The 24,805-nt window shown below is 62.3% G+C and carries 17 protein-coding genes; 10 read left to right on the top strand and 7 right to left on the bottom strand.

What is annotated here, in order from left to right; all coding sequences use genetic code 11:
• Positions 1-69 precede the first annotated feature (69 nt).
• On the top strand, positions 70-834 hold the full coding sequence (locus ACYVKQ_RS15140) for an endonuclease III domain-containing protein (RefSeq protein WP_460676197.1): 765 nt from the start codon (positions 70-72) through the stop codon (positions 832-834).
• Between the two features lie 191 nt (positions 835-1,025).
• On the top strand, positions 1,026-2,009 hold the full coding sequence (locus ACYVKQ_RS15135; RefSeq protein WP_460676196.1) for a radical SAM protein: 984 nt from the start codon (positions 1,026-1,028) through the stop codon (positions 2,007-2,009).
• On the opposite strand, the gene ACYVKQ_RS15130 is transcribed toward ACYVKQ_RS15135, so the two are convergent.
• On the bottom strand, positions 2,006-2,497 hold the full coding sequence (locus ACYVKQ_RS15130; protein WP_460676195.1) for a hypothetical protein: 492 nt from the start codon (positions 2,495-2,497) through the stop codon (positions 2,006-2,008). The genes ACYVKQ_RS15135 and ACYVKQ_RS15130 overlap by 4 nt on opposite strands.
• An 85-nt stretch (positions 2,498-2,582) precedes the next feature.
• Between ACYVKQ_RS15130 and ACYVKQ_RS15125 the strand changes: the two genes are divergently transcribed.
• Together ACYVKQ_RS15125 and ACYVKQ_RS15120 are read left to right on the top strand one after the other, a co-directional pair.
• Complete coding sequence (locus ACYVKQ_RS15125; RefSeq protein WP_460676194.1) at positions 2,583-3,110, top strand: gamma carbonic anhydrase family protein; 528 nt, start codon at positions 2,583-2,585, stop codon at positions 3,108-3,110.
• Positions 3,111-3,212: 102 nt separating this feature from the next.
• Positions 3,213-3,860: a TM2 domain-containing protein gene (locus tag ACYVKQ_RS15120; protein WP_460676193.1), complete on the top strand. Its 648-nt coding sequence runs from the start codon at positions 3,213-3,215 to the stop codon at positions 3,858-3,860.
• A gap of 78 nt (positions 3,861-3,938) precedes the next feature.
• On the opposite strand, the gene ACYVKQ_RS15115 is transcribed toward ACYVKQ_RS15120, so the two are convergent.
• Positions 3,939-5,303: a hemolysin family protein gene (locus ACYVKQ_RS15115; protein WP_460676192.1), complete on the bottom strand. Its 1,365-nt coding sequence runs from the start codon at positions 5,301-5,303 to the stop codon at positions 3,939-3,941.
• Positions 5,304-5,457: 154 nt separating this feature from the next.
• Here ACYVKQ_RS15115 and ACYVKQ_RS15110 point away from each other — a divergent pair, with 154 nt between their 5' ends.
• The 5 genes from ACYVKQ_RS15110 to ACYVKQ_RS15090 all read left to right on the top strand — a co-directional run bounded on the left by ACYVKQ_RS15110 (position 5,458) and on the right by ACYVKQ_RS15090 (position 14,170).
• On the top strand, positions 5,458-7,677 hold the full coding sequence (locus ACYVKQ_RS15110) for a protein-disulfide reductase DsbD family protein (protein WP_460676191.1): 2,220 nt from the start codon (positions 5,458-5,460) through the stop codon (positions 7,675-7,677).
• A 91-nt stretch (positions 7,678-7,768) separates the two neighbouring features.
• Positions 7,769-8,887: an isoaspartyl peptidase/L-asparaginase family protein gene (locus tag ACYVKQ_RS15105; protein WP_460676190.1), complete on the top strand. Its 1,119-nt coding sequence runs from the start codon at positions 7,769-7,771 to the stop codon at positions 8,885-8,887.
• Positions 8,888-9,421: 534 nt separating this feature from the next.
• Positions 9,422-9,886, top strand: coding sequence for an Lrp/AsnC ligand binding domain-containing protein (locus tag ACYVKQ_RS15100; RefSeq protein WP_460676189.1), 465 nt, complete (start codon positions 9,422-9,424; stop codon positions 9,884-9,886).
• 260 nt (positions 9,887-10,146) lie between these two features.
• Positions 10,147-13,104: a T9SS type A sorting domain-containing protein gene (locus ACYVKQ_RS15095; RefSeq protein ID WP_460676188.1), complete on the top strand. Its 2,958-nt coding sequence runs from the start codon at positions 10,147-10,149 to the stop codon at positions 13,102-13,104.
• 127 nt (positions 13,105-13,231) lie between these two features.
• Complete coding sequence (locus tag ACYVKQ_RS15090; protein ID WP_460676187.1) at positions 13,232-14,170, top strand: TonB family protein; 939 nt, start codon at positions 13,232-13,234, stop codon at positions 14,168-14,170.
• Between the two features lie 96 nt (positions 14,171-14,266).
• Here ACYVKQ_RS15090 and trxA read toward each other — a convergent pair whose 3' ends face one another.
• From trxA to ACYVKQ_RS15075, 3 genes are all read right to left on the bottom strand, one after another.
• The gene (trxA, locus tag ACYVKQ_RS15085) at positions 14,267-14,596 is read right to left on the bottom strand and encodes a thioredoxin (RefSeq protein WP_111478462.1); all 330 of its coding nucleotides are present in this window, start codon (positions 14,594-14,596) and stop codon (positions 14,267-14,269) included.
• A gap of 364 nt (positions 14,597-14,960) precedes the next feature.
• On the bottom strand, positions 14,961-18,677 hold the full coding sequence (gene dnaE / locus ACYVKQ_RS15080) for a DNA polymerase III subunit alpha (RefSeq protein ID WP_460676186.1): 3,717 nt from the start codon (positions 18,675-18,677) through the stop codon (positions 14,961-14,963).
• A gap of 151 nt (positions 18,678-18,828) precedes the next feature.
• Positions 18,829-19,290, bottom strand: coding sequence for a hypothetical protein (locus tag ACYVKQ_RS15075; RefSeq protein WP_460676185.1), 462 nt, complete (start codon positions 19,288-19,290; stop codon positions 18,829-18,831).
• A 389-nt stretch (positions 19,291-19,679) separates the two neighbouring features.
• On the opposite strand from ACYVKQ_RS15075, the gene ACYVKQ_RS15070 reads away from it, so the two are divergent.
• Positions 19,680-20,747 carry a fatty acid desaturase family protein gene (locus ACYVKQ_RS15070; protein ID WP_460676184.1) on the top strand — a complete coding sequence of 356 codons (1,068 nt, stop codon included), beginning with the start codon at positions 19,680-19,682 and terminating at the stop codon, positions 20,745-20,747.
• Positions 20,748-20,824: 77 nt separating this feature from the next.
• Here ACYVKQ_RS15070 and ACYVKQ_RS15065 read toward each other — a convergent pair whose 3' ends face one another.
• Positions 20,825-22,042, bottom strand: coding sequence for an NAD(P)/FAD-dependent oxidoreductase (locus ACYVKQ_RS15065; protein WP_460676183.1), 1,218 nt, complete (start codon positions 22,040-22,042; stop codon positions 20,825-20,827).
• Positions 22,043-22,186: 144 nt separating this feature from the next.
• The gene (locus ACYVKQ_RS15060) at positions 22,187-24,559 is read right to left on the bottom strand and encodes a LysM peptidoglycan-binding domain-containing protein (RefSeq protein ID WP_460676182.1); all 2,373 of its coding nucleotides are present in this window, start codon (positions 24,557-24,559) and stop codon (positions 22,187-22,189) included.
• Positions 24,560-24,805 lie beyond the last annotated feature (246 nt).

Here is a 24,805-nt window from a genome sequence, read left to right as displayed (position 1 = left end):
GGAGCCGCCGGATTTTTTTTGCCCCGGCGGCTACGCAACCCCGGCCGGGTGGCGGCGGTACACCTTTGCATGCCTATTCCCGCGCTGACCACCGCCTACGACCTGCCCGCCGCTGCCAAAACGCTCGAAGACCACCGCATTCTGCACGCTTTCTACGGGCCGGTGCCGCCGGGCCAGCGCCGTACGCCCATGCGCGAGCTGATCAGCACCGTTCTCTCGCACCGCACCACACACCGCGACGAGGAGTTGGCCTACGAGCGGATGCTGGAAGCTTTCGGCGACTGGCAGGGCGTGGTGGATGCGCCCACGGCCGAGCTGGCCCACGCCATTCGCACCACGCGCTGGCCCGACACGCAGGCGCCGCGCATCCAGGAAATCCTGCGCCGCATCCGGGCCGAATTCGGCGAGTATGCCCTCGACGCGCTGGCCCAGTGGCCAGTGGAGCGGGGCTTGGCCTGGCTTACCGACATGCCCGGCATCGGGCTCAAGACCGCGTCGCTGGTGCTGCTCTTCAACTTTCAGAAGCCCGTGCTGCCGGTGGATACGCACGTGCACCGCGTGGCTCAGCGCGTGGGCATGATCGGACCGAAAGTGTCGGTGGAAAAGGCGCACCAAGTGTTGCTGGCCCAGCTGCCGCCCGATGCTGACGTGCTGCTGAATTTTCACAAGCACAACTATTGGCTGGGGCAGCACATCTGTTTTTTTGCCAAGCCCAACTGCCCGGCCTGCCCGCTCAAGGGCCTCTGCAACTACTACCTAGAGCACTACGGCCCCGCCGACGCAGCCGCGCTGGCTGCCGTGGCGCCGGAGTGGACGGGCGAAAAGCTGCACTGACGGTTCGTTTTTCGTTGTTTTTTATTCGTTGTTCGTTGGGAGCGGCACATTGAAAACTTACAGCCGGGGCGGTGGTTAGTCCCGAAAAGTCGTTGGGCCTGAACGAAGGCCGTACCTTCGCTACCGTCTGTGGGCGCTGGTCAAGTTGCCGAACAACGAAAAACGAACAACGAACAACGAAAACGAACTCCATGCGCCTTGTTCGTCACCCGGTTCTGTGCAACTACTACGTCACCTACCGGTGCAATGCCAAGTGCTCGTTCTGCGACATCTGGGAGAAGCCGTCGCCGTACATTCAGCTGGCCGACGTAGAGCAGAACCTGCGCGACCTGAAGCGGCTGGGCGTGTCGGTGATTGACTTTACGGGCGGCGAGCCGCTGCTGCACCGGCAACTGCCCGAGTTTCTGGCCTTGGCCCACGACATGGGCTTTATCACCACGGTCACCACCAACGGCCTGCTGTATCCGAAGTATGCCGAGCGGCTGCGCGGCAAGGTGGACATGCTGCACTTCTCGCTCGACTCGTCGGAGAAGGAGCAGCACGACCGCGGCCGCGGCGTGGCCTGCTTTGATTTCGTGCTCGAAAGCATTCGGGTGGCCAAGGAGCTAGGCGAACGGCCCGACGTGCTTTTCACCGTCTTTCGCGAAAACCTGGCCCAGCTCGAGGCCGTGTACCGCGACATCACCCGGCCCAACGGGCTGATGCTGATCCTTAATCCCGCCTTTGAGTACAACGCTGTGGCTACGGGTGACCAGCTCACGGCCGAGGAGCTGGACTTTCTGTCGGCCTTTGGCAAGCGCCCGGGCGTGTACCTGAACGAGGCGTTCATTCAGCTGCGCCGCGACGGCGGCAACCACGTGGCGGCCCCCGTGTGCCGGGCCGCCAGCACCACGCTGGTGATTTCCCCGTCCAACGAGCTGGTGCTGCCCTGCTACCACCTGGGTACTAAAAGCTTCCCCATTGAAGGGCAGCTGCACGAGCTGTACCGCTCCGAGCCGGTGCAGCAACTGGCTGCCCTGGAAGGCCGGCTGCCCGCCTGCGAGGGTTGCACCATCAATTGCTACATGCAGCCCAGCTTCGCCGTGGAAACCAGCAAGTACTTCTGGCAGGCGCTGCCCAGTACGCTCAAGTACAACTGGTACAAGGGTACCTGGAAGCGGATGCTGGCGCGCTAGCCGGCGGGCGCGAGCCGGTCAAGCTCCACCAAGGCCTGCTCGACCCGGGCCGGCAGCTGCGTGCCGAGCAGCAGCTTGGTGCCATTGGTGAATTCCAGCTGCAGGCCCTGCGAACCGGCCACGGTAAGGGCGCGGTTACGGCGGAAAATCCCGCGCATGCCCCAGCCGCCGTATTCGGCCAGCGGGCGGTACTCGCGCAGGTAGGCGTAGCGGATATCGGCCCAGGAACGGTGGTGCCAGTTCAGATGGAGCGGGCTCATGCGGTAGCGCACGCCGTTTTCGTCCAGGCGTACGTCGAGCCGGATGCTCAGGACTAGGCCCACAACGAGCAAGGCAAGCGCCGGCCCCAGCCACGCCGCGAACTGCGAAGTGCCGGTGCGGTAAAGCTGGCTCAGCAGCGGCGCCACGGCCATGGCTACCACCAGCAACAACAGCCACCACCAGTGACGAACAAAGTATTGACGCTCGGTGAAAACGGCGGAATTCATGGCAGGGAGGCGGAATGGCGGGGCGAGTACGCTACTTTTGGGCCCCGCCGTAAACCTACCGGTTCCCGCTCACATCTGCCTGCCTATGCCTGCGCTCATTCTCCCCGTTCACGGCAAGCTGCCCGAAATTGGCCCCGACTGCTTTGTGGCCGACAATGCAACCCTCGTCGGTGACGTGGTGCTCGGAGCCGGCTGCACCGTGTGGTTTAATGCCGTGGTGCGCGGCGACGTGAACCGCATTCGGGTGGGGGAGAAGACCAACATTCAGGACGGAGCGGTGATTCACTGCACGTACGAGCGGGCCGCTACTACCATCGGGGCGCGCGTGAGCATCGGGCACCGGGCCATCGTGCATGGCTGCACGGTGGAGGACGATGTGCTCATCGGTATGGGCGCCATCGTGATGGACCACGCCGTGGTAGGCCGCGGCTGCATCGTTGCGGCCGGGGCCGTCGTGCTGGAGAACACGCAGTGCGAGCCGGGCTACCTATACGCCGGCGTGCCCGCCCGCAAGATCAAGCCGGTGAGCGAGGAACAAGCCCAAGGCCTGCGCCGCACCGCCGATAACTATATCATGTACGCCAGCTGGCTCCAGCCCGCGCAAGAGCAATAGGCTCAGCTGTAAAAGCCAAGCCTGCGCCCGCTGCGGCTGTAGTTCGATGGAAATCCTGAAGCACTCGACCAACCTTTCTTATACCTCCTGCCTCAAGCAGTCATGAACAAGCTTTATTCCCGCGTAGCCACGCTGTTGGTGGCTGCCGCCGCGCTGGCCTCCTGTGGCCGCTCGCAGTACGCCTTCAAATCCGGCGCCGCGTCTTACCACGAAACGGCCGCCCACCCGGCCGCACCCATCGGGGCGGAAGAGGCACCCGAGGCCCGGCCGGCCGCTGAGCTAACGGCTTCGGCGGCGCCCGTGACGGCTTCCAGCCCGGTCCGCCGGGTGGCAGCACCCGCCCCGCAACCCCGCACTGCCACGCGCGTGGCTGGCCCGGCGGAAGCAAAGGCGGCCCAGCCGCTCACGCCCGCAGCGCAGAAAGCCCTGCGACGGGAAGTCAAGCAAGCTGTAAAGCAGGCCGCCCGGCAGTCGGCCGCTGCGCCGGCCGCGGAGGGCAAAAGCCAGCTGACGGCCCTGCTGCTGTGCATCTTTCTGAGCTCCTTCGGGGTGCACCGCTTCTACCTGGGCTATACCGGCCGCGGGCTGCTGTACATCGCCCTGCTGCTCACCAGCTGGTTGATTATTCCGCTGCTGGTGCTAGCCGTCCTGACCACCATCGACCTGATTAAGATTATCACTGGCGACCTGAAGCCCAAAAACGGGGAGTACGCCAAGACGTTCAGCGACATGAATAAAGAGGCCAAGTAACGAAGGCCATTAACGGAAGACGGCCCCGCTGCGCATGCGCAGCGGGGCCGTCTTGCTTACCTAAGCGGGCAGCCTGCTTTATTCTTCCAGGTCCGGCAGCTCGTTGCCGGCGGCTTCGCGCTCGGCCGGTTCCAGCACCCGCAGCTGCACCAGCTCCACGGCGCGGCGCGAGCGGTTCAGGATGCGGAACTCGTAGTTCTCGAACACGGCCACGTCGCCAATTTCCGGGATGGTGCCGTAAATCACGTTGACCAGGCCGCCCACGGTTTCGTAGTCGTCGCCTTCGGGCAGGGGAAAGGGCAGGAACTCGTTGGCGTCGTTGATGGCCGTGGAGGCCGCCACGCGGTACTCCAGCTCCGAGACTTTTTCCACCACCGGTACCTCGTTGTCGTACTCGTCCTGGATTTCGCCCACGAGCTCCTCCATAATGTCTTCGATGGTGACGATGCCCGACACGCCGCCGAACTCATCCGAGACGATGGCCATGTGCAGGTGCTTGCGCTGAAACTGGCGCAGCAGGCGGTTGATTTTCTTGGTTTCGGGCACGAAGAAGGCCGGCCGCATGATTTGGGCGAGGTGAATAGGCTCCCCGCGCCGGATCAGGCTGAACATGTCCTTCACGTAGAGTATGCCCACGATGTTGTCGATATTCTCCTCGTACACCGGGATGCGCGAGTACCCTTCGTTGAAGGCCGCCTCCACGATTTCCTCCTCGGTGCTGTGCACGTCGATGGCCGAAATCCGGGTGCGCGGCACCATGATCTGCTTCACCATCCGGTCGTTGAACTGAAACACGTTTTCGATCAGCTCGTGCTGCGACTCCTGAATCTCGCCGCTCTGCTTGCTCTGGTCAATGAGCAGGCGCAGCTCCTCGGCGGTGTGCACTTCGTGCTCCGAAGCGGGCTGAATGCCGAACAGGCGCAGGATGGCGTTGCTCAGCGCGTTCATCAGCCGGATGATGGGCGAGAACAACGTATAGAAGTACTTCAGCGGACCGGCCACTACGAGGCTCACGGCCTCGGAGCGCTGAATGGCCAGTGACTTCGGCACCAGCTCGCCCAGCACGATGTGCATGACGGTAATCAGGGCGAAGGCGATGGGCACGGCGATGCTGTGGGCCAGGGCCGGCGTTAGCTTCATGTTGAACTGACCCAGCAACCATTCCACGCCGAGGTGCGGCAGCACCGTCAGCACAATTTCGGCCATCACTTTTTCGCCAACCCAACCCAGGGCCAGCGAGGCCAGCGTGATGCCCAGCTGCGTGGCCGAGAGATACGCATCGAGGTGCTGCACCAGGCCCAGTGTGAGCTTCGCCCATCGGTTGCCTTCCTGCACCCGCAATTCGAGCTGCGAGGCCCGCACTTTCACTAACGCAAATTCTGCGGCAACGAAGAAACCATTCGCCACGACCAACAGAAGCGTCCAAAGGATGTTTAAGCCCATATAGTCAGCGGCGGCCGGCACCCGCGGGTCCGACGCTGTATGTCACAAAAGTACGAGAATCCGCCTAAGCGGTTCGGGCGACGTGCCCAAGCGCGGGATGCAACGGTTAGCGTAACTTTGTTTCTTCTGCGGAAATTCCGAATCCCCTATGTTTTTGCGACTAATTCTGTGGCTTAGCCTGGTGCTGCCGCTGGCCGCCAGCAGCCCGGCCGCGGCCCAGCTGCTGGAGCCTACCAAGCTGACTGCCAGCGTAAACCCCGCCACCGGCAAAGTGGGCGACGAAGTGGAGCTGATCGTCAACGCCCGCATCGAGCCGACCTGGCACCTGTACGCCACCGACTTCGACCCCGACCTGGGGCCGACGGTATTTACGTTCACCTGGACCAAAAGCCCGGCCTACGAGTTGGTGGGTCCGCCAAAATCCGTCGGCGCCAAGAAGAAGTTCGACACCGTCTTTAAAGGAGACGTGACGTACTTCGAAACCACCGGGCAGATCCGCCAGCGCGTCCGCCTGTTGCAGCCCGGTGCCCTCACCATCAAGGCTACTGCGGAGTTTCAGAGCTGTACCGACGTCGACGGGCGCTGCATTCCCGGCGACGCGGCCCTGAGCTTCGGCCCGCTGACAGTTACCGGTACAGCCGCCGCAACCCCCGCAGCGGCGGCCGCAGTGCCGCCGGCCGCAAGCCAGCCCGCCACGGCTCCGGCCGGGGCCAAGGTTCCTGCCGCTTTGCCTGCCGTAGCCTCGGCCGATACTGCCGCGCCGGCAGCGGCTTCAGCCGCCACGGCCGCCGTGGATACCGCTGCGGCCGTAGCCGCGGCGCCTGTCCAAGCCCCTGAGGCAACCGGCCCGGCCACGGCTGCAGTGACCACCGCTCAGCCCGCCGGCACGGCCATGAGCCTGTGGAAGTACCTGTTGCTCGCGTTCGGCGCGGGCTTGGTGGCCGTGCTCATGCCCTGCGTGTACCCCATGCTGCCGATGACGGTGTCGTACTTCACCAACAACAGCCGCAGCCGGGCCGAGGCCATCAGCAAAGCCCTCGTGTACGGCCTCTCCATTATTGGCATCTACACCGGCGCCGGCGTGGTGCTGAGCTTGCTGTTCGGGGCCGATGCGGCCAACCTCATCAGCTCGCACTGGCTGCCCAACCTGCTGTCGTTCGTTATTTTCATCGTGTTCGGCATGTCCTTCCTGGGCCTGTTCGAAATCAATGCCCCCAGCAGCCTGATTAATAAGGTAGACGCCCGCGCCGACCAGGGCGGCTGGTCGGGCATGTTCTTCATGGCCGCTACGCTGGTGCTCGTGTCGTTTTCGTGCACGGTGCCCATCGTGGGCTCGGTGGCCATTGCGGCGGCCAATGGTGAACTGCTTCGGCCCACATTGGGTATGCTGGCCTTTTCGTCGGCTTTCGCGCTGCCCTTCGTGCTCTTTGCACTGTTCCCCACTTGGCTGAAATCCATGCCCCGCTCCGGCGGTTGGCTGAACACGCTGAAGGTGGTGCTGGGCTTCGTGGAGTTGGGCATGGCTTTCAAATTCCTGAGCTCGGCTGACCTGTCGTACCACTGGGGCCTGCTGCCGCGGCCGGTGTTCCTCGTTATCTGGATCGTGCTGGCCGGCCTGCTGGGTATGTACCTGCTTGGTAAGTTCCGTCTGTCGCACGACGGGGAGACCGTTCACGTGAGCGTGCCGCGCCTGCTGCTGGCGGCCGTGGCTTTTTCCTTTATGCTCTACATGGTGCCCGGCTTGTTCGGGGCTCCGCTCAACGCCCTTTCCGCATTGGCCCCGCCGGCCACGCGGCAGGATTACGCCTGGGTGGGCAGCAGCGGCACGCCGGCAGTGGCTACGGCGCAGGACGGTAGCACACTTTGCTCCACGCCCGCTTTCGAAGGTCGGCTGGAACTGCCGCTGAACCTGTCGGGCTACTTCACCCTGGAAGAGGCCCTGGCCTGCGCCCGGCAGCAGCAGAAGCCCGTTTTCGTGGACTTTACCGGTCACAACTGCGGCAACTGCCGTGTGATGGAAGCTACCGTCTGGAGCGACCCACGGGTACTCAAGCGCCTGCGCGAGGACTTTGTGGTGGTAGCCCTCTACGCCGACGACAAAACCGAGCTGCCGCAGGACAAGTGGTACACTTCGCCACGCGACCAGCGCGTGAAGCGCACTTTGGGCGAGCAAAACCTGGACTTCCAGATCCGCACGTTCAACATGAATGCCCAGCCGTACTATGTCATCCTCGATCCGGCCAGCACCGTGCAACAACCGCGCTCCTTGGCTCCGGCGGTGGCGTTTGAGTCGGACGTAGAGAAATTCATTGCTTTCCTGGATGCCGGCCTAGCCCAGTACAAGCGCCAACAAGCACCCGTGGCCGCCCGATAACCAGGCTTTGCTTACTTTTCCCGCCCCGCTCCCCGGCATTGCTTCCGGAGCGGGGCGTTCTGTTTTCCCCTCGCCTCATTCCTTGCCCGCGATGCAAAAACTCTTGTTTCTACTGCTGCCGGTGCTCCTGGGTACCACGGTGCCAGCAGCCCAGGCCCAGACCGCCGCCGCTCCCGACCCCTCCCGCATTACCTTGGTTATTCATGGCGGGGCCGGCACCATTACGCGTCAGAACATGACGCCTGAGAAGGAGAAAGCCTACACCGAAGCGCTGAACCAAGCTCTGCAAGCGGGCTACGCCGTGCTCAAACGCGGCGGCACTTCACTGGACGCGGTAGAGGCTTCGGTGCGCGTGATGGAAGACTCGCCCCTGTTCAATGCGGGCAAGGGAGCTGTGTTCACGCACGAAGGCCGTAATGAACTGGACGCAGCCGTAATGGATGGCCAAAGCCTTAAAGCAGGCTCGGTGGCGGGAGTCACCACCGTGCGCAACCCCATCAGTGCGGCGCGGGCCGTGATGGAAAAATCTGAGCACGTAATGATGGTTGGCCCCGGCGCTGAGCAGTTTGCCCGGGAAAAGGGGCTGGAAATAGTCGACCCGAGTTACTTCCGGACCGAAGCGCGCTACCAGCAGCTGCAAAAGGCACTGGTTACTGAAAAAGGCGCGGTGCCAGACCAGTTGAACACGCCTACCAAAGCGGTGCCGGCGGCTCCGGCCCCCAGCAAAGTGAAAGTGAAACGCAAAGCTGGTAAGCCCCAAGGCTACGCTGAGCCGCTCATCTTTACGGAAGGCCGCAAGTACGGTACTGTGGGCGCCGTAGCGCTCGATCAGTATGGCAACTTGGCCGCGGCCACCAGCACCGGCGGCATGACCAACAAACGATACGGGCGGGTGGGGGATGCGCCGATCATCGGGGCCGGCACGTACGCCGACAATCAATCCTGTGCGGTTTCGTGCACCGGCTGGGGTGAATTCTTCATCCGCAGCGCCGTTGCGCATGACATCGCGGCACGAATGGAATACGGAAAGGTACCATTGGTCCAGGCGGCCCAAGCAACGCTCGACAAAGTAGCCCGTCTAGGCGGCGACGGCGGTTTGATCGGGCTGGACCGCCAAGGCAACATCACGATGCCCTTTAACAGCGAGGGCATGTACCGGGGCTACATCAAAGCCAATGGGCAAAGCGAGGTTCTAATCTATAAACCATAAGGCAAGTCTGTGGCTCAAAGTGGCCTTCACTTGACTTATTTTATTGCGGTCATTCGGAGCACGTTACTGCCGAATTGGCAACAAAACGCTTGGACGCTCAACGGAGCTTGCAACAAAAGACGAAACAGCTTGTCATTGATGAAATGCTAGCCGCTCAAAACAGTTCAAAGCTTTCGTTGCACGCGTCCTTAAAATTGCCAACTTGCTGGCAAAAGGACACAAAAAAGGCGGCACCCACCCAGATGCCGCCTCTAATGAAGGACGCACCCACCCAGATACGTCCCGGTTTTTCCCTCCTCACAAGATCCACCCAAGTTGTAGATAAAGGAGTTGAACCTTCCCATAAGCCTTGAGCTGCTGCCGAAGCTTACAGCCGTCTTTCTACAAGATCCGCAACGCCGACTGCGTTGCTTTGAGACAAATGTAATAGCTTAAATCAAATGGTAAAATATTTTCAGTGATTATCTGGAATTATTGCATTTTTTTTCAAAAACGCCACTTTTTTTGCCACTTTCTTAAGCAACGACCTCAAAAATGTCTCGCAATTACGAACTTGACGACACCGATCGGAAAATCTTGGCTTTATTGCTCGAAGACGCCAAGATGCCTTACACCGAAATTGCCCGCCGGGTACACGTCTCGGGCGGGACGGTCCACGTCAGGATGGCCAGGCTCGAAGAACTGGGCATTGTAAAAGGGGCAACACTGAAAATTGACTATGCCAAATTGGGGTATGGCGTCAATGCTTTCTTGGGCATCTACCTGCTGAAAAGCTCTGTGTACGGTAGCGTAGCCGAACAGCTGCGCGACATTCCGGAGGTGGTGAGCATTCATTTTACTACTGGCGCGTACGGCGTATTTGCCCGCTTGGTATGCCGCGACACTCAGCACCTGCGTGACGTACTACACGACCGGATCCAACTCATCGAAGGCATCGAGCGCACAGAAACGCTCATCTCGCTGGAAGAAACCCTGAATCGGCCGATACAGCTGATGTAAGTACCAGTTATACAAGCCGTCAGTAATTCTTCGATGACGCCTTGCCTTAACCCGGCAAGGCGTTTTTTATTGTCCTTTTACAAGATAGTATGACATGTAAAAATAAATAGATGACATTCAACTTTGTTAATTTTATATAATGATAAATGGTACTATAATTACGTAAACTTGTGTTTTGGGATGCTCTACACCCCATTACACGCTTTAGGGCATCATCCGACCTGCTCGCCCTGCATTATTCCACCAACTCCACCAAGGTCATGAATCCCACCTCCATTTTTGTGCGCAACCGCTGGTTGCCTTCCCGTTATTGGTTTGGAACATTTTCGTTGTTGCTGTTGGCTACCCTGAGCCAAGCGCAAACCATAGGCGATTACCGCTCAGTAGCGGGCGGGTTGGTAAACTTTGTCAACCGGCCTAGTTGGGAGCGGTGGGATGGCAGCGCATGGGTAACCAATTCCGCGCCGCTGGACTATACCAAAACCTTCACTATAACGCACACCAAAACGATCAATGCTACTGGCATCACTTCTACTATTAATCGAATAATCGTAGAAACAGACAACGCCCAAGGAACGGCAGGTGTGCTGAACGTCAATGGACGTTTGGTGTGCAATAGCTTGGAAGTAAAGGGTGTAGGAGCTCAGGTGGTAGTAAAGAGCGACATTGTGTCGGTGGGTAGCACCAGCATTGGCGATAAAGGCAGCGTGAGTTTGCTTAGCGACGGCAACCTGGGAACCATTGCTATTGATAGCGACGCGAAGATGGACCTACTGCCGGGAGTAAGTACCGGAACAGTGGTTGGGCCCATTACCGTCAGCAACGGAGGACTGCTCACCGCTGCGGCCAATGGCCCTACCATTACCGGATTAACCCTGGCAGCTGGCGGGCAGTTGCAGATCAGCGCGCAGGTAAGGCTGGCAAAATGCTTAGTGGAAAATGGGGGCTTGCTAGTGCAGCGGCCCAGCGGCCAGCCCATGGTCATGCACGATGCCTCGCTTAGCGGCCCCGATCTGATCATGCTCGGCCAGTACCGCAACGAAAGCAATACCGCCAGCGTGACGTTTTCCGGCGGCGCCGAGATGCAAGTGGCCGCCGGAGCAGTGTATACGCACGCCGCCAATGGTGGGCAATTACCCTTGGGCACCTGGGACCCGGCTTCGACGTTAGAAATCAAAGGGGTGATAGATGCGTCTGCGTTTAGCAACGATGGACAAACCTTTGGCAACGTTATCTGGGACACACCCGATTACGGCACATCGGGTATGGGCAGCAACGTGTTCTACCTGAACGGTAGCGGTAATATGAAAGTCGCTGGCAAGCTGCTGGTGCGCAACACGGGCCTGGGCCGGCTACAGCTTACGCCAAACACAAGTGCCGGGCCGGTCACAACGCAATTGGGTTCCTACGAGCAGCAGGGCGGGCAAGTATGCGTAGCCCGTTTCGGCTCGTCGCTCACCCGAACCGTTTCCGTCAGCGGCAATTTTGTGCTGGGGAGCGGACGGTTTGAACTGAGTAATTCGTCCTCCTCGGGTGCAGGAATATTAGCGGTCGACGGGCACTTGCAATTGGACGGTGGTACCCTGCTGCTGAGCGGCGGCAGCGCCAGTGGCACCGTCAATCTGAGCGGTGACCTGTTGATGAACACTGGCAGCGACCTGCGCCGCGAGGTGACCGGCGGCGTGGCTACAGTGAATTTTGCCGGTACCCAGGTGCAGCACCTTAGCCGGGCTGGCGGCACCAGCATCAGCGGGGCCGTGGACTTTCAGGTGCTGCCCGGCGCCACCCTGGATCTGGGTACTCAAATTTTGGACGGCGAAGGGGACTTTGTGCTAAATGCGGGGGCTACGCTGCGCACCAGTCACAGCCAAGGCATTGCTGCCAAAACCCCCGTGGCATCGGCCTACACCGGCAACGTGCAGGTGACCGGAACACGTAGCTACAGTACCGCGGCTACGTACGTGTATAACGGAACTACCACGCAGCAAACCGGTACCGGCCTGCCTGCTTCCTTGGCCGCAGGCGCCGAACTGGTCATCGATAACGCAGGCAACCTCGTCGCGCTGAGCCGGGCTACTTCCCTGGCCGGTACCCTGCGGCTGCGCATGGGACGACTGCTCACCAGCACCAACCTGCTGACGCTGACACCCAGCGCAACCTGGACCGAAGCCAGCGACAACAGTTACGTGGACGGACCGCTGGCCCGTCAAACTAACAATGCCGGACTGGTGTACACTTTTCCGATAGGTGATGGAGGGCGGTTGAAGGTAGCAGGGGTGCGCCCGGGAACGGCCAGCAACGCCACGTTCCGCCTGCTTGCTTACAACGCGCCAGCCCCCAATGCTACGGCTTTGGCTGCCGGATCAGGCCTGTTCACGGTCAGCCGGCGCGAGTACTGGGAGCTGACACGCACGGCCGGCACGGCCAGCGCCGCCGTGCGCCTCTACTACACGGTTCCCTACAGCGACGTGCAGGAGACGCCCCAGGCCCGGCAGGATCTGCGCATCGCGGCCCAACTCGGTGGCGAATGGAATAACTACGGCCAGGCTGGGCTGCCCAATACTGTGGCCCGTTACCTGGATGCCGGGCTGGTGTTGGCCCTTACCAACGGTACCGCCGTCAATGTGACGTTCGGAACGACCTCGTCCCTGAACCCGCTGCCGGTTACGATGCTTTATTTCCGCGCGAAGCAGATGGGCAAAGACGTTCAACTCACTTGGCGCACGGCGCAGGAGCAAGACTGCGCCGGGTTTGAGGTGCAGGCTTCCAACAACGGAATTGATTATCAGGTATTGGATTATTACAATGGGAGGGGCACTACAGCCGTAGCCACCAACTACGCCCACCTCGATGCCAACGCCTTCCGCAGCGGTCAGCGCCTACGCTACTACCGGCTCCGGCAGCTTGATACCGACGGCAAATTTCATTACTCCATCATCGTTACCGTGGCTGCCGGTGCTGACGCAAGCGAGCCGCTTACCATCTGGCCGGTGCCAGCTACCAATTACCTGAATATAGCCTTGAAGGACAACGCACAAAACGACGTGACCATTCGCGTTGTTGATGCCCTTGGGCGAATATGCCGAACCCAACAGTATTCTGCCGCGGAGGCCCCGGATGTAGTCCGGTTACCCGTGGATCAATTGCACCGCGGGCTCTACTTCGTGCAGGTGGAGACGAAGCTGAGCCGCGTGCAGGTGCGCTTCCAAAAAGAGTGAGGCGCCCGACGCCGGCCGTGGGTGGCGCCACGGCCGGCGTTAATTTTTGTAAAAAACCGGGGTGATTGACTTTCCTTTTTCTTCGGCTGCCGTATATTTCGGAACGGGTCTTTTCATTCCGTAGCTCATGAAGGCTTGGTTGGCAGTATTATTACTTGGTGGCGCACCGGCAGCGGTGGCCCAAAGCCTGCCGGCCGTTTATCTAAACGAGCAGAACCAAACCACCGTGCCCGACAGCGCCACCCATTACCGCGTGGTGGAGCAACACCTCGAAGCTGGCCTTTACCCCATGCGCGAGTTTGCGATGAATGGCACGCTGCTGCTGCGGGGCTTCCTGGCCAGCATCGACCCGCCGCTGCGCAGCGGCACGTTTGTGGGATTTCACCCGAACGGGGCCAAAGCCAGCCAGGTGCACTTCCAGGACGATCAGCCCGAAGGCCTGTACGTGTCGTGGTACGAAGACGGCAAGGTTCAGGAGCGCGGAGAGTTTCACCGCGGCGAGCGTACCGGCCGCTGGCTGAGCGTACACCGCAACGGACAAAGACGTTCTACCGGCACCTACCTCGCCGACCGCCCCACTGGCGAGTGGCGCTACTACTATAGTTCGGGGCAGCCAGCGGCCGTCGAAGCCAGCCGGCCCGGGCAGCCCACCGCCCTCACGCTCTACAACGAGGACGGCAGCCGCTACGAGGGCATGCCCCGCCGCCGGCTGGCGCCCGAGTTTCCCGGGGGCGAGGCCGCTTTGCTAGAGTATTTGGCGCGGCACACCAACTATCCCAAGGAAGCCCGGCGCAAGGGCATTACCGGCAAAGTATACGTGAGCTACACGGTAGGCGAGGATGGCAAAGTAGGGCAGGTGCGCGTTCTGCGCGGCCTTTCGCCCGACATCGATTTGGAAGCCCGGCGCGTGGTAGCCAGCCTGCCACGCTTCCGTCCCGGCCGCGAGTACAACGTGCCGACCAGCTTTACCTACACCGTTCCTATTTACTTCGCGCCGCAGTTTCAGCTGTTCGGCGGGCCCAAGCCCCCGCCGACGCCGCCGGTGGAGGCCCGCGCCAACTGGTAGGCTTTACCTAAACACGATAAGCGGGTCCGCCGTCAAATAACTTGACGACGGACCCGCTTCTTATGTGTGTGAACGGCGACGAGCCGCTCGAACACGCTAGGCCGTTACCTGCGCGTCCAGCTTCTGAGCCAGCACGTGCTTGGGCACGGCGCCAACCTGCTTGTCAACCACCTGGCCGTTCTTGAATACCAGCAGCGTGGGGATGCTGCGGATGCCGAACTTCATCGAAGTTTGCGGGTTGGCGTCTACGTCAACTTTGCCAATCACGGCTTTGCCTTCGTACTCGCCGGCCAACTCTTCGACCACCGGGCCGACCATGCGGCACGGACCGCACCACTCGGCCCAAAAGTCCACCAACACGGGCTTATCCGAGTTGATGATTTCGTCGAAGTTGGCGTCGGTGATTTCAATGGCTTTATGTCCCATTGCAGTATGCGGTTTGTGAATGTGGATGTCGATGTTGAGTAATCTGCTTACACGGATTGGGCGTGCAAGGTAGCAGATTGGATGTCAAACATGCACCGCACCGTAAAGTTCAAGTATTCGGTGTGGGCTATGCAACAACTGGCTACGGTGGACTGAAGCCGGTACTGTACGCTGCGCAGCGCGGGATTTGCAAGCCGCGTACCGCAACCAATAGCCAGCCAAAACGGCAGCCTGAGGAATAGGCTTCCCGTAAAAGCAGCCGCCACCAAAGTTCCATGAATAACAATGGTGGCGACTTTGTATGGTCCGGATCTTTGTGGACGTAAGTGAGATGCCCGCGCCAGAATGACAGCCTGGATCTACTTTAAATCAGCTGGCAGGCGTCGATTTCCATTTCGCGCATCTTAAAGATAAACGACTTGGGTTCGATGCGGTACTTGCGGGAGTAGGTGTCCACGGTGAGGTGCTCGTGAGGCTCGGCAAACTTGATTTCCAGCTTCTTGGAGCCGGCGCATTCCTCCACCGCTTCCATGAAGCGGTCCATAAACGGCTCGGTGATGGTGCGCAGGTCCAGCTGAACCCGCACGCCGTTGGCCAGCTTCTCGGCCACGTTGAACAAGGGCTCCATGGTCATGATCTTGAACTCGAACTGGTCGGAGTCGCGGAAACGCTGGGCGTACTTGCCGCGGATAAACATGGGCGGCACCTGCTCCTTGTCGTAGTTGCGCGGGTTGATCAAGGCCGAGAACTTGCTGTAGTCGTCGCGGAACAAGGCCAGGTTGATGCTGGATTCGTAGTCTTCGATGTTGAAGGACACGAAGGGCTGCCCGGTCTTGGTGGTCTTGAACATCACGTTCGAAATCAGCCCGGCCACGTTGATGTCGCGGTTTTTGTAGGTCTCGATCTTGTCCAGCCCGCAGGTGCAGTACGAGTCGATTTCCAGCTTGAAGTCGTCCAGGGGGTGGCCCGAGAGGTAGAAGCCCACCACTTCCTTTTCGCGGCGCAGCTGCTCGGTGGCGGGCCAGGGCTCCATGTCGGCCACCTTGGGCAGGGGCATGGCCACCGCCCCGAAGGCCCCGCCGCCGAACAGGCTCTGCTGGGCCGAGTCCTGGTCGGCCTGGTACTGCTGGCCCATGCGCACGGCCTTGTCGATGAGGTTCTGGTCACCCGAGGGGGCTTCCACGAACTGCCGGCGGTGGTAGCGCTCAAACGAGTCGAAGGCCCCGGACAAGGCCAGGCTTTCGAAGGTTTTCTTGTTCACCGCCCGCAGGTTCACACGCTTGGCGAAGTCGAAGATGTCGGCGTACGGGCCTTTTTTGTCCCGCTCGGCCACGATGCTCTCGATGGCCGCTTCGCCGGCGCCCTTCACGGCGGCCATGCCGAAGCGGATCTGGCCTTTCTCGTTCACGTTGAACTTCAGCACCGATTCGTTCACGTCGGGCCCGAGCACGGCCACGCCCTGCCGGCGGGCTTCCTCAATGAAGAAGGTCACCTTCTTGATGTCCGACATGTTGTTGGTGAGCACGGCGGCCATGTACTCGGCCGGGTAGTTGGCCTTCAGGTAGCCCGTTTGGTAGGCCACCACCGAGTAGGCGGCGGAGTGGGAGCGGTTGAAGCCGTAGGCCGCAAACTTCTCCATCACGTCGAAGACTTCGTTGGCCTTCTTTTCCTTGATGCCGTGCAGCTCCGCGGCGCCTTTGCAGAATTTCTCCCGCTCCTGCGCCATCTTCTTCATGTCTTTCTTACCCATGGCGCGGCGCAGCAAGTCGGCGCCGCCCAGGGAGTAGCCGGCCAGGATCTGGGCGGCCTGCATGATCTGCTCCTGGTACACCATTATGCCCTGGGAGTAGTTCAGGATGGGCTCCAGCAGCTCGTGCGGGTATTCCACTTCCTCGCGCCCGTGCTTGCGGTTGATGAAGTTCGGAATGAACTGCATCGGGCCCGGGCGGTACAGGGCGTTCATGGCAATCAGGTCCTCGATGTTGGTGGGCTTGAGGTCCTTGAGGTACATGCGCATGCCCTCGGATTCGAACTGGAACGTGCCGATGGTGTCACCGCGCTGGTACAGCTCGTAGGTCTTCGGGTCGTCGAGCGGAATGTCGTCGATGTTGATGTCGACGCCGTGGTTTTTCTTGATGAGCGTGAGGGCGTCCACGATGATGGTGAGCGTCTTCAGCCCCAGAAAGTCCATCTTCAGCATGCCCGCCGACTCGATGACCTTGCCGTCGAACTGGGTTACGAGCAGGTCCGAGTCCTTGGACGTCGACACCGGAATGTACTTGGTGATGTCGTCCGGGGCGATGATGACGCCGGCGGCGTGGATGCCGGTGTTGCGCACCGAGCCCTCCAGCTTGTGGGCCAGGCGCAGGATGTGGCCGCGCAGGTTATCGGGCGAATCGTCGCGCACGATGTAGTCCAGCTCCGGGTTTTCGGCGAAGGCGCCGGCCAGCGTGGTGCCGGGCTTTTCGGGCACCATCTTGGCCAGCTCGTTGGTTTGCGGCAGGGGCAGCTCCATGGCCCGGGCCACGTCCTTGATGGAGGATTTGGCCGCCATCGTACCGAAGGTAATGATCTGGGCCACCTGGGTCTTGCCGTACTTGTCCACCACGTAGTCGATGACGCGCTGGCGGTTCACGTCGTCGAAGTCGATGTCGATATCGGGCATCGACACGCGCTCCGGGTTCAGGAAACGCTCGAACAGCAAGGAGTACTTGATCGGGTCGATGTTGGTGATGCCCACGCAGTAGGCCACCGCCGAGCCGGCGGCCGAGCCGCGGCCCGGGCCCACGGCCACGCCCATGTCGCGGCCCTTGTTAATGAAGTCCTGCACGATGAGGAAGTAGCCCGCGAAACCCATCGTCTGGATGATGCGCAGCTCGTATTCCAGCCGTTCCTCAATTTCGGGCATGCGCTCCGAGTAGCGGGGCGGCTTGGTCATCGTCACGATGCCCTTGCCCGCACTCGGCCCAAAAGCCCCGACGAAGGTCAGCTCGCGCAGGAACTCGTCGGCGTTGGCAAAGCCAGCCGGCAGCGGGAAGTTGGGCAACAGGATGTCCCGCGCCAACTTGGGCGGCGTGATTTTGTCGACGATTTCGTTCGTGTTGTCCAGGCTCTCGGGCACGTCGGCGAAGAGCACGCCCATTTCGGCCTGCGACTTAAAGTAGAACTGGTCGTTGGGAAAGCCGAAGCGGGAGCGAGGCTTGGGCATCTGCATTTCCTCGTCGATGCGCATGAGCTGCCGGCGCACCGCGTCGTCCTTGGCCGCGAGCGGCCGCAGCTGGTCGAGGTGGTCGTAGAGCACCTCGTTCTGGCCCGAAATCAGACGGAAGTACTTGGTCTGGAAGTCGCCGACCGGGATGCTGTATTCCTCGCCGGTGTTCACGCACAGCAGCAAATCGTGCGGCGCGAAGTCCTTTTGGTCGACGTAGTGCGAGTCGTTGGTGGCAATGACCTTGACGTTGTACTTCTTGGCCCAGCGCAGCAGCGTCTGGTTGAGGTCTTCCTGGCTTTTGCCGGTGTTGTCGATGTTCTCGATGCCGTGGCGCTGGATTTCGATGTAGTAATCCTCGCCGAATACGTCGAGCCACCACTTGAGCTTTTCCTCGGCCTCGGCTTCGGTTTTCCACAGCAGCGCCTGCGGAATTTCGGCGCCGATGCAGCAGGAAGTGGCAATCAGGCCCTCGTGGTACTGCAGCAGCAGCTCCTTGTCGATGCGCGGGTACTTGCTGTACACGCCCTCGATAAAGCTCATGGAGCAGAGCTTGGCCAGGTTGTGGTAGCCGGCTTGGTCCTTGGCCAGCAGCAGCTGGTGGTGGCGCACGTCCCGCTCGCCCTTTTCGCGGCTAAACGCTTTCTTGTGCCGGTCCTCCACCAGGTAAAACTCGCAGCCCACGATGGGCTTCACGTTGTACTTGTTGGCTTCGGCCACGAAGTTGAACGCCCCGAACATGTTGCCGTGGTCGGTGAGGGCCACGGCGGGCATGCCGTCGGCCTGGGCTTTCTTCATCAGCGCCGAAATGCTGGCCTGCCCGTCGAGCAGGGAGTATTGGGTGTGGCAGTGCAGGTGCGAGAACGTGGGCATGGGCAAGCGTGTTCGGCGGCGTTAGGGCGCCGAACAGAAGGTAAAGTTACCGCCGTCGCCGGCGAAAGGAAACGTTGCGGCGGCGGTTGTTTTTGCGTATCGGGTGAACAACGTCGACCGCGTACTTCGTGCACCCTTGGGGGTATTTCGGCTACTGCGCGGCTGCCGGTAGCAACTGCTCCAGCCGCGCCGCCGTGAAACGCTGCAGAGCCGTTTCCAGGGCCGGGTCGCGGCGGCAGCGCTCGGCCAGCTTGGCTGCGGCCGGACTGTTCAGGATGACTTGCTGCTCGTTGGTCCACTCGGGGCTCGGATGACCGGCCGTGAGGGCCTGCCACCGGGCGGGCGGCAGCGTGGGGCGGAGCTGCGCCAACTCCTGCCGCAAGGCCCGGCGCCGGGCTTCAAACTCCTCCGTAGCCGTGCTGAGCAGCGTAATGGCGCGTCCGTCGCTTGGGGCGAAGTAAATATCGCGCAGCCGCTGGTTGAGGTCGGCGTAGTATTGGCCCACGCGGGCCTCGGCGGTAGTGGCCACGGCCGCGCTGGCGGCGGGGCGGGTTTGGGCGGTCAGGGGGGCCGTAGCACCTAGGAGAAGGCCGAGCAGAAGCACTGGTTTCATTCGGAGCGGAAGGGGAGGGCGGATGCTATACAAGCCGGAGGCGCACGGCCGAAGTTCAACAAATCGAGCGGTTGTTAAACGATTCTCCCCGTGGCGACCGTTCAGCAAGAACGAAGCAAGGGCTTTTGCGCCCGACATGGCGCGCGGCAGCCGGCAACACCTGCTGGCCGGCGAGCTGCGTACAAGGGCTGCGGCCGTAACGCCCAGCTTAAAAGCCTTACCTTGTAGGCAAGCTGCCGCTTGCGGTGGCCCGGTCCCGGCCGTTGCGCGGGGTGCTTTCTCTCATCCGCTTTTGCTTCGCTGGTCCTGGTTCCGGCTGCGAATCCGATGCATTATTGATCAGCTCTGATTTACTGATGCCGGCTCGCAGAGGAGTCCGGATACAGCCCATGAAAACACTCCGTGCCCTTACCGACCCTGTATACCAGCCGTCCGAGCAGCTGTCGGCCTTCGATCAGTGGATGCTTAAGTACATCCACGACAAGCGCGACCTGCCTTTCGCGCGCCTGACGCTGCGCATCTCGCTTACGTTGCTGCCGCTGGCCGTGCTGCTGTACGTGCCGGGCCTGCCAGGCTGGGCATGGTGGCCGGCGGCCGTGGCGTCACTGTTTCTGAACAACATCAGGTTCAAAGGGCCGTTCGGGCTGATGCTGCACTGCACCAGTCACCGCATCCTCTTCAAAAAGCAGTACGGCTGGATGAACCACTACCTGCCGTGGGTGCTGGCGCCCCTGTTCGGGCAAACGCCGGAAACGTACTTCAGCCACCACATGGGCATGCACCACGCCGAAAACAACATGCCGGCGGATACCAGCTCGACCATGCACTACCAGCGCGACTCGGTGCGCGGCTTTTTGCACTACCTCGGCACGTTCCTTTTCGTGGGCATCTTCCAGCTGGCCCGCTATTTTATTCGCACGGGCAAAAGCCGGCTGCTGCTGCGCTCCGTGCGCGGCGAGGCGCTGTATTTTCTCCTGTGCATCGGCCTCTGGTTCGTCAACTGGCAGGCAACGCTGGTGGTGTTCGTGCTGCCGTTTCTGATTTCGCGCGTCATCATGATGCTCGGCAACTGGACGCAGCACGCCTTCGTCGATGCCGAGGACCCCACCAACGAGTACCGCAACAGCATCACTTGCATCAACACCAAGTACAACCACAAGTGCTGGAACGACGGCTACCACGCCAGCCACCACCTACGGCCCGCCCTGCACTGGACCGAGCACCCGCTGCAGTTCACCAAGAACGTGCACGAGTACGCCGCCAACGACGCCATCGTGTTCGACGGCATTCACTTCCTGCACACGTTCGCCTGGCTGATGACCAAGCGCTACGATTTGATGGCCAAGCACTTCGTCAACCTGGGCGGCCGCTACCAGTCCGATGCCGAAATCATTGAGCTGCTCAAGACACGCACCCGCAAGATTCCGCGCCTGCAGCAGCGGCTGGCTGCCGCCTGATCCAATTCAACATTCTTAAGAACACGCCGGGCCGCCCCAACGGGCGGCCTGGCGTGCTGAATAGCGAATTGTACGCGTCAGCCACCTACCCGGTCAAATCCGAAGGTGGCGGCGTAGCGGTGCGTACGGCCCGTCAGCGCGTCGCGGATGATTTCGGCGGCCAGCAGGCTGTAGGTGGTGCCGTTGCCGCCGTAGCCCAGCGCAAACTGCGTGCGGGGGAAGTCCTGGTGGGCACCGATGTAGGGCAGGCCGTCGGCGGTTTCGCCGTACACACCGGCCCATACAAAGTCGCGGGTGAAAGGTGTGGCGGATGCGAACAGTTCCTGAAACTGCTCTTCCAGCTTGGCCGTTTTGTGCTCCAGCATGGTATTCTGAAACGCAGCTTGCCGAACCACTTCGTCGCGGCCGCCGACCATGATGCGGCCGTCGGGCGTGGTGCGGGTGTAGAGGTAGGGGCGGGCCGTTTCCCAGATTTGGGCATTGCCGGTGGGCAGCGCGGCCGCTTCGCCCGGCTGGCTTACCACCACGTAAGTGGAGTGCAGGTTCACTAGGTCGCGGGGTACCAGGTTGTCGGCTTCGTAGCCGGTGCACACCACCACGTGCCGGGCCCGTAGCTGCCGCTCGCCCGCGTATACCGTCACGGACTCGCCGTCGGGGGCCAGGGCACAGCGCTGGGCCGGGCTGCGCTCGAATACCCGCAGCCCCTGCGCGGCGGCCTGCTGCAGCAGGGTGTGGGTAAGCTGGTAGGGGTTCACCTGGGCCGTGTCGCCGGAACGCAAGGCGGCGGGGGCCTGCAGCTGATAGCGGCGCAACAGATCCTCCCGGGCCAGAAACTCCACGTCGAGGCCGATGCCGCGGCGGGCCTCGCCTTCGTCGGCCAGGTGCTCCACGTCGCGGCGGCGGCTGGCCAGATAGAAGCTCGGGCAGTAAGTAAAGCCACAGTCGGTGGGTAGCTGCTCGCGGCACAGGCGGCCGAGCGCGTGGACGGCGTACACGTTGGCCAGGTATGCTGCATTGGCCCGGCTGATACCGATTTTGGGGCGCAGGTCGATAAGGTCCACGTCCAGCTCGTACTGGCACATGGCCGTGCTGGCCGACGTGCTGCCCGAGCCCGGGTAGCGCGCATCAAGCACGACTGCGCGCAGGCCCGCCTGGGTGAGGTAGTAGCCCAGAAAAGCCCCGGTGATGCCCCCGCCGATAATGACCACGTCGCAGTCCTGGTCTTCGGTGAGGGTGGGGTAGCGGACTAGGCCTTGCTCGGTAAGCCAGAACGGTTGGCCGGTGGTAAGAATCATAAACAAGCTCGGTAGTACGGCGGGCAGTAATAGCAGCCTTCTTGCAGGTACGACGAAGCCGCGCCGGCCGTTGAGCTTGGAGTAGAGCAAACAAAAAAGGGCGGCCCAGCGGGCCGCCCTTCTACGGGTGAGCGGTGGCAACGCCTATTTGGCGGGCTGCACCGTCAGTACTTCGCCCAACCGCACGCTCATGTCAGGCTTGCTGTTCCAGTCCTGCACCTGCTTCGGCGTCACGCCGTACTTGCGCGAAATGCTGTACAGCGTCTCACCGGCCACCACTGTGTGCTTAATAGTGCCCGCGGTGGGAGCCACGGTGGGCTTGGCGGGCGTGGCAGTCGCAGGCTTGGAAGCGGGTGCGGCGGGCGAAGCTGACGTCGGAGCCGCCGAAACGGTACCCGGTGCGGGCGCCGCCACGCGCAGCACCTGCCCAAGACGCAGGGCCGGGCTCGGCGGCAGGTTGTTCCATTGGATCAGATCGGCGGGGCGTAGGCCATAGCGGCGGGCCACGGCGTACAAGGTTTCGCCTTTCTGGACGGTATGCTGGCCGCTGGCCGGTACTGGCTCCACGGCAACGGAGGGCGCTGGGGCAGCTGGCGGCACCGGGCGCGCGGTGGCCGGGGCCGGGCTGGCCGCCGGCGGGGCGGTAGCCGTTGCGGGGGGGGGCACAGGTTTAGCAGTGGTCGACGGAGCGGCCGGAGCAGGCTTAGTGGTTACGGTTGCCGTTGCCGGGCCGGCCGGAACTGGGGCCAGCTTTTTCGGGACAGAAGCTGGCTTTACCGGCTCGTCCTCGTTTTCGGCGGCGTACGCCGGCTCGTCGGCTACGGGCGAAGACGCGGGTAGTTTTTTGGGCTCGGCTTCACTGTTATAAACGCCGCGGCTTGGCTGGGGTGCCGGCACCGGAGCGGCCGGCGGCGTGGCGTCGGCCGTGGCTTCGTTGATGTTGTCGACCGTGGCGTCCGTGGCACTCGAGTCGGTGGCTTCGCCAGCGGCGGGCCGGCGGCGCAGCTTGCCGAGCAGGCCCCCCACGCGGGAACTGTCCTCGTCGGCTTCCGGCGCGTCGTCGATGGTGCGCTGGGCGGCGGCGGTTCGCCCGGTGTACACGTCGGCCTCGGCGGCTTTGCGCTTGGGAGCAGCCGGGGCGGGCGTCGGCGTTGGCTCAGCAGCCGCGCCGCTCGGGCGCTCCAGACCGGCGGCCACGGAACCGGTCTTGTCCTGCACAAATTCCACCGCCACCGCCCGCGGGCGGGTGTGCTGCAGCCACAGCACGCGGCCGGGCTGCAGCGCTTCGCTGGCCACCATGCGGTTTTTGCTGCGGATGGCTTTGGCGCGCACGCCGTATTTCTGCGACACCGTCACGAGGCTTTCGCTGGGCTGGGCCACGTGGTATTCCACGGCGGCCTTGTCGCGCTTCTTTTGCGTGAAGTAGGGCTGGCCCGCCACCACGTTGTCGAAGGGCATCAGGTCGTTGAACTGCATAAACTTGCGCAGCTTCACGCCGGCCCGGCGCGCCAGGTCCTCCTTGGTTTCGCCGGGTAGCGCTACCACGGCCCGCAGGCCGTTCACCGTCACGAACGCCGCGTTTTTGGCGTCCGTTTCGGGAGCCGTGACGAGCTTCGTGGCCACCTGGCGCTGCTGCACGGCCATGGCCAGCACCTGGAGCGAATCGGTTACGGGCACCAGGGCGGTGTAGGTTTTGCCCGTGGCCGGCACTGCCGCCGCCAGCAGCCAGCGGTTGTGGCGGCTCAGCTCGGCCGGGTTGGTTTGCAAGGCTTGGGCCAGCGCCGGCAGCGACTGGCCGGGCATGGCCGGGTACTCGCGCAGGATCATGGCCGGCCGCGGGTTCGTGCCGATGGCCGATTCGTAGGCCAGCTTGTGGGCCAGGAAGGTCAGCACGTAGGGGTGCGTCTGCTCCGTGATTTGCATCTCGGTGGCATTCGCGTCGGTCGGCAGGGTGTAGGGCTTCACGCCGCCCGGCCCCAGGTTGTAGCTCAGCAGGGTGTGCAGCCAGTTCTGGTACATGCGCTGGCTGCGCAGCAGGTACTTGGCGGCGGCGTGGGTGGCGGCCACCAGGTGCTTCCGCTCGTCCACGTTGTCGCTCACTTCGATGCCGAAGTCGGAGGCCGCCTCGCGCTTGAACTGCCAGTAGCCCACCGCGTCGTGAATGCTCTGCGCGTCGCCCTGCAGGCCGCTTTCCTGGATGCAGAGGAAGCGGAAGTCGAGCGGTACGCCCTCCTGCTGAAACACGCGCTCGATCAGGGGAAAGGCCGCGTCGGCGGCGGCTACGCGGGTGTAAAAGGAGGCGGGGTGGCGCCGCAGCGCGTCCACTTTCTGCTGCACGGCGGCGCGGCCCCCGTCGCTGAAGCGCAGCCGCAGGCCGGCGAAGGGAAGCTGCGCGGGCACGGCCAAATACGGCAGGGCGGCGGCAGAAGCAGGGGCGGCAGGGGCCGCGGCGGGCTTGCGCTGGGCGTCTGCCAGCAGCGGCAGGGCCCCGAGCAGGACGAGCAACAGTCGTTTCATAAAGCAGGCAAAGCAGGCGGGGCCGGCCCGGCAATGCACCTTTGCCGACCCACTCAGCCTACAAAGTAGGCGAAAAATTCGCGGCGTTGGGGGCTTTTCTCAGCTGAATGCCAAGGGAAATAAGCCGCGGCGCCGTCTGACGTCCCGGGCCGGCAGGTGCAACTCGGGCGCGGCGAACGGCCGCCACAACGCGGCCGGGCGTTAACGGAAGCGGGCCGGCCCTTGGGTGGACCGGCCCGCTGCGGG

The organism is Hymenobacter coalescens (assembly GCF_054783195.1).
This window is presented reverse-complemented; position numbering and strand designations above follow the sequence as displayed.

Bases quoted from the DNA above. Each gene is read 5' to 3' on its own strand.
- ACYVKQ_RS15140 (WP_460676197.1), top strand. From the start codon at position 70: ATGCCTATTCCCGCGCTGACCACCGCCTACGACCTGCCCGCCGCTGCC.
- ACYVKQ_RS15135 (WP_460676196.1), top strand. From the start codon at position 1,026: ATGCGCCTTGTTCGTCACCCGGTTCTGTGCAACTACTACGTCACCTAC.
- ACYVKQ_RS15070 (WP_460676184.1), top strand. From the start codon at position 19,680: ATGAAAACACTCCGTGCCCTTACCGACCCTGTATACCAGCCGTCCGAG.
- ACYVKQ_RS15065 (WP_460676183.1), bottom strand. From the start codon at position 22,042: ATGATTCTTACCACCGGCCAACCGTTCTGGCTTACCGAGCAAGGCCTA.
- dnaE (WP_460676186.1), bottom strand. From the start codon at position 18,677: ATGCCCACGTTCTCGCACCTGCACTGCCACACCCAATACTCCCTGCTC.
- ACYVKQ_RS15100 (WP_460676189.1), top strand. From the start codon at position 9,422: ATGTCTCGCAATTACGAACTTGACGACACCGATCGGAAAATCTTGGCT.
- ACYVKQ_RS15060 (WP_460676182.1), bottom strand. From the start codon at position 24,559: ATGAAACGACTGTTGCTCGTCCTGCTCGGGGCCCTGCCGCTGCTGGCA.
- ACYVKQ_RS15105 (WP_460676190.1), top strand. From the start codon at position 7,769: ATGCAAAAACTCTTGTTTCTACTGCTGCCGGTGCTCCTGGGTACCACG.
- ACYVKQ_RS15090 (WP_460676187.1), top strand. From the start codon at position 13,232: ATGAAGGCTTGGTTGGCAGTATTATTACTTGGTGGCGCACCGGCAGCG.
- ACYVKQ_RS15075 (WP_460676185.1), bottom strand. From the start codon at position 19,290: ATGAAACCAGTGCTTCTGCTCGGCCTTCTCCTAGGTGCTACGGCCCCC.
- ACYVKQ_RS15125 (WP_460676194.1), top strand. From the start codon at position 2,583: ATGCCTGCGCTCATTCTCCCCGTTCACGGCAAGCTGCCCGAAATTGGC.
- trxA (WP_111478462.1), bottom strand. From the start codon at position 14,596: ATGGGACATAAAGCCATTGAAATCACCGACGCCAACTTCGACGAAATC.
- ACYVKQ_RS15115 (WP_460676192.1), bottom strand. From the start codon at position 5,303: ATGGGCTTAAACATCCTTTGGACGCTTCTGTTGGTCGTGGCGAATGGT.
- ACYVKQ_RS15095 (WP_460676188.1), top strand. From the start codon at position 10,147: ATGAATCCCACCTCCATTTTTGTGCGCAACCGCTGGTTGCCTTCCCGT.
- ACYVKQ_RS15130 (WP_460676195.1), bottom strand. From the start codon at position 2,497: ATGAATTCCGCCGTTTTCACCGAGCGTCAATACTTTGTTCGTCACTGG.
- ACYVKQ_RS15120 (WP_460676193.1), top strand. From the start codon at position 3,213: ATGAACAAGCTTTATTCCCGCGTAGCCACGCTGTTGGTGGCTGCCGCC.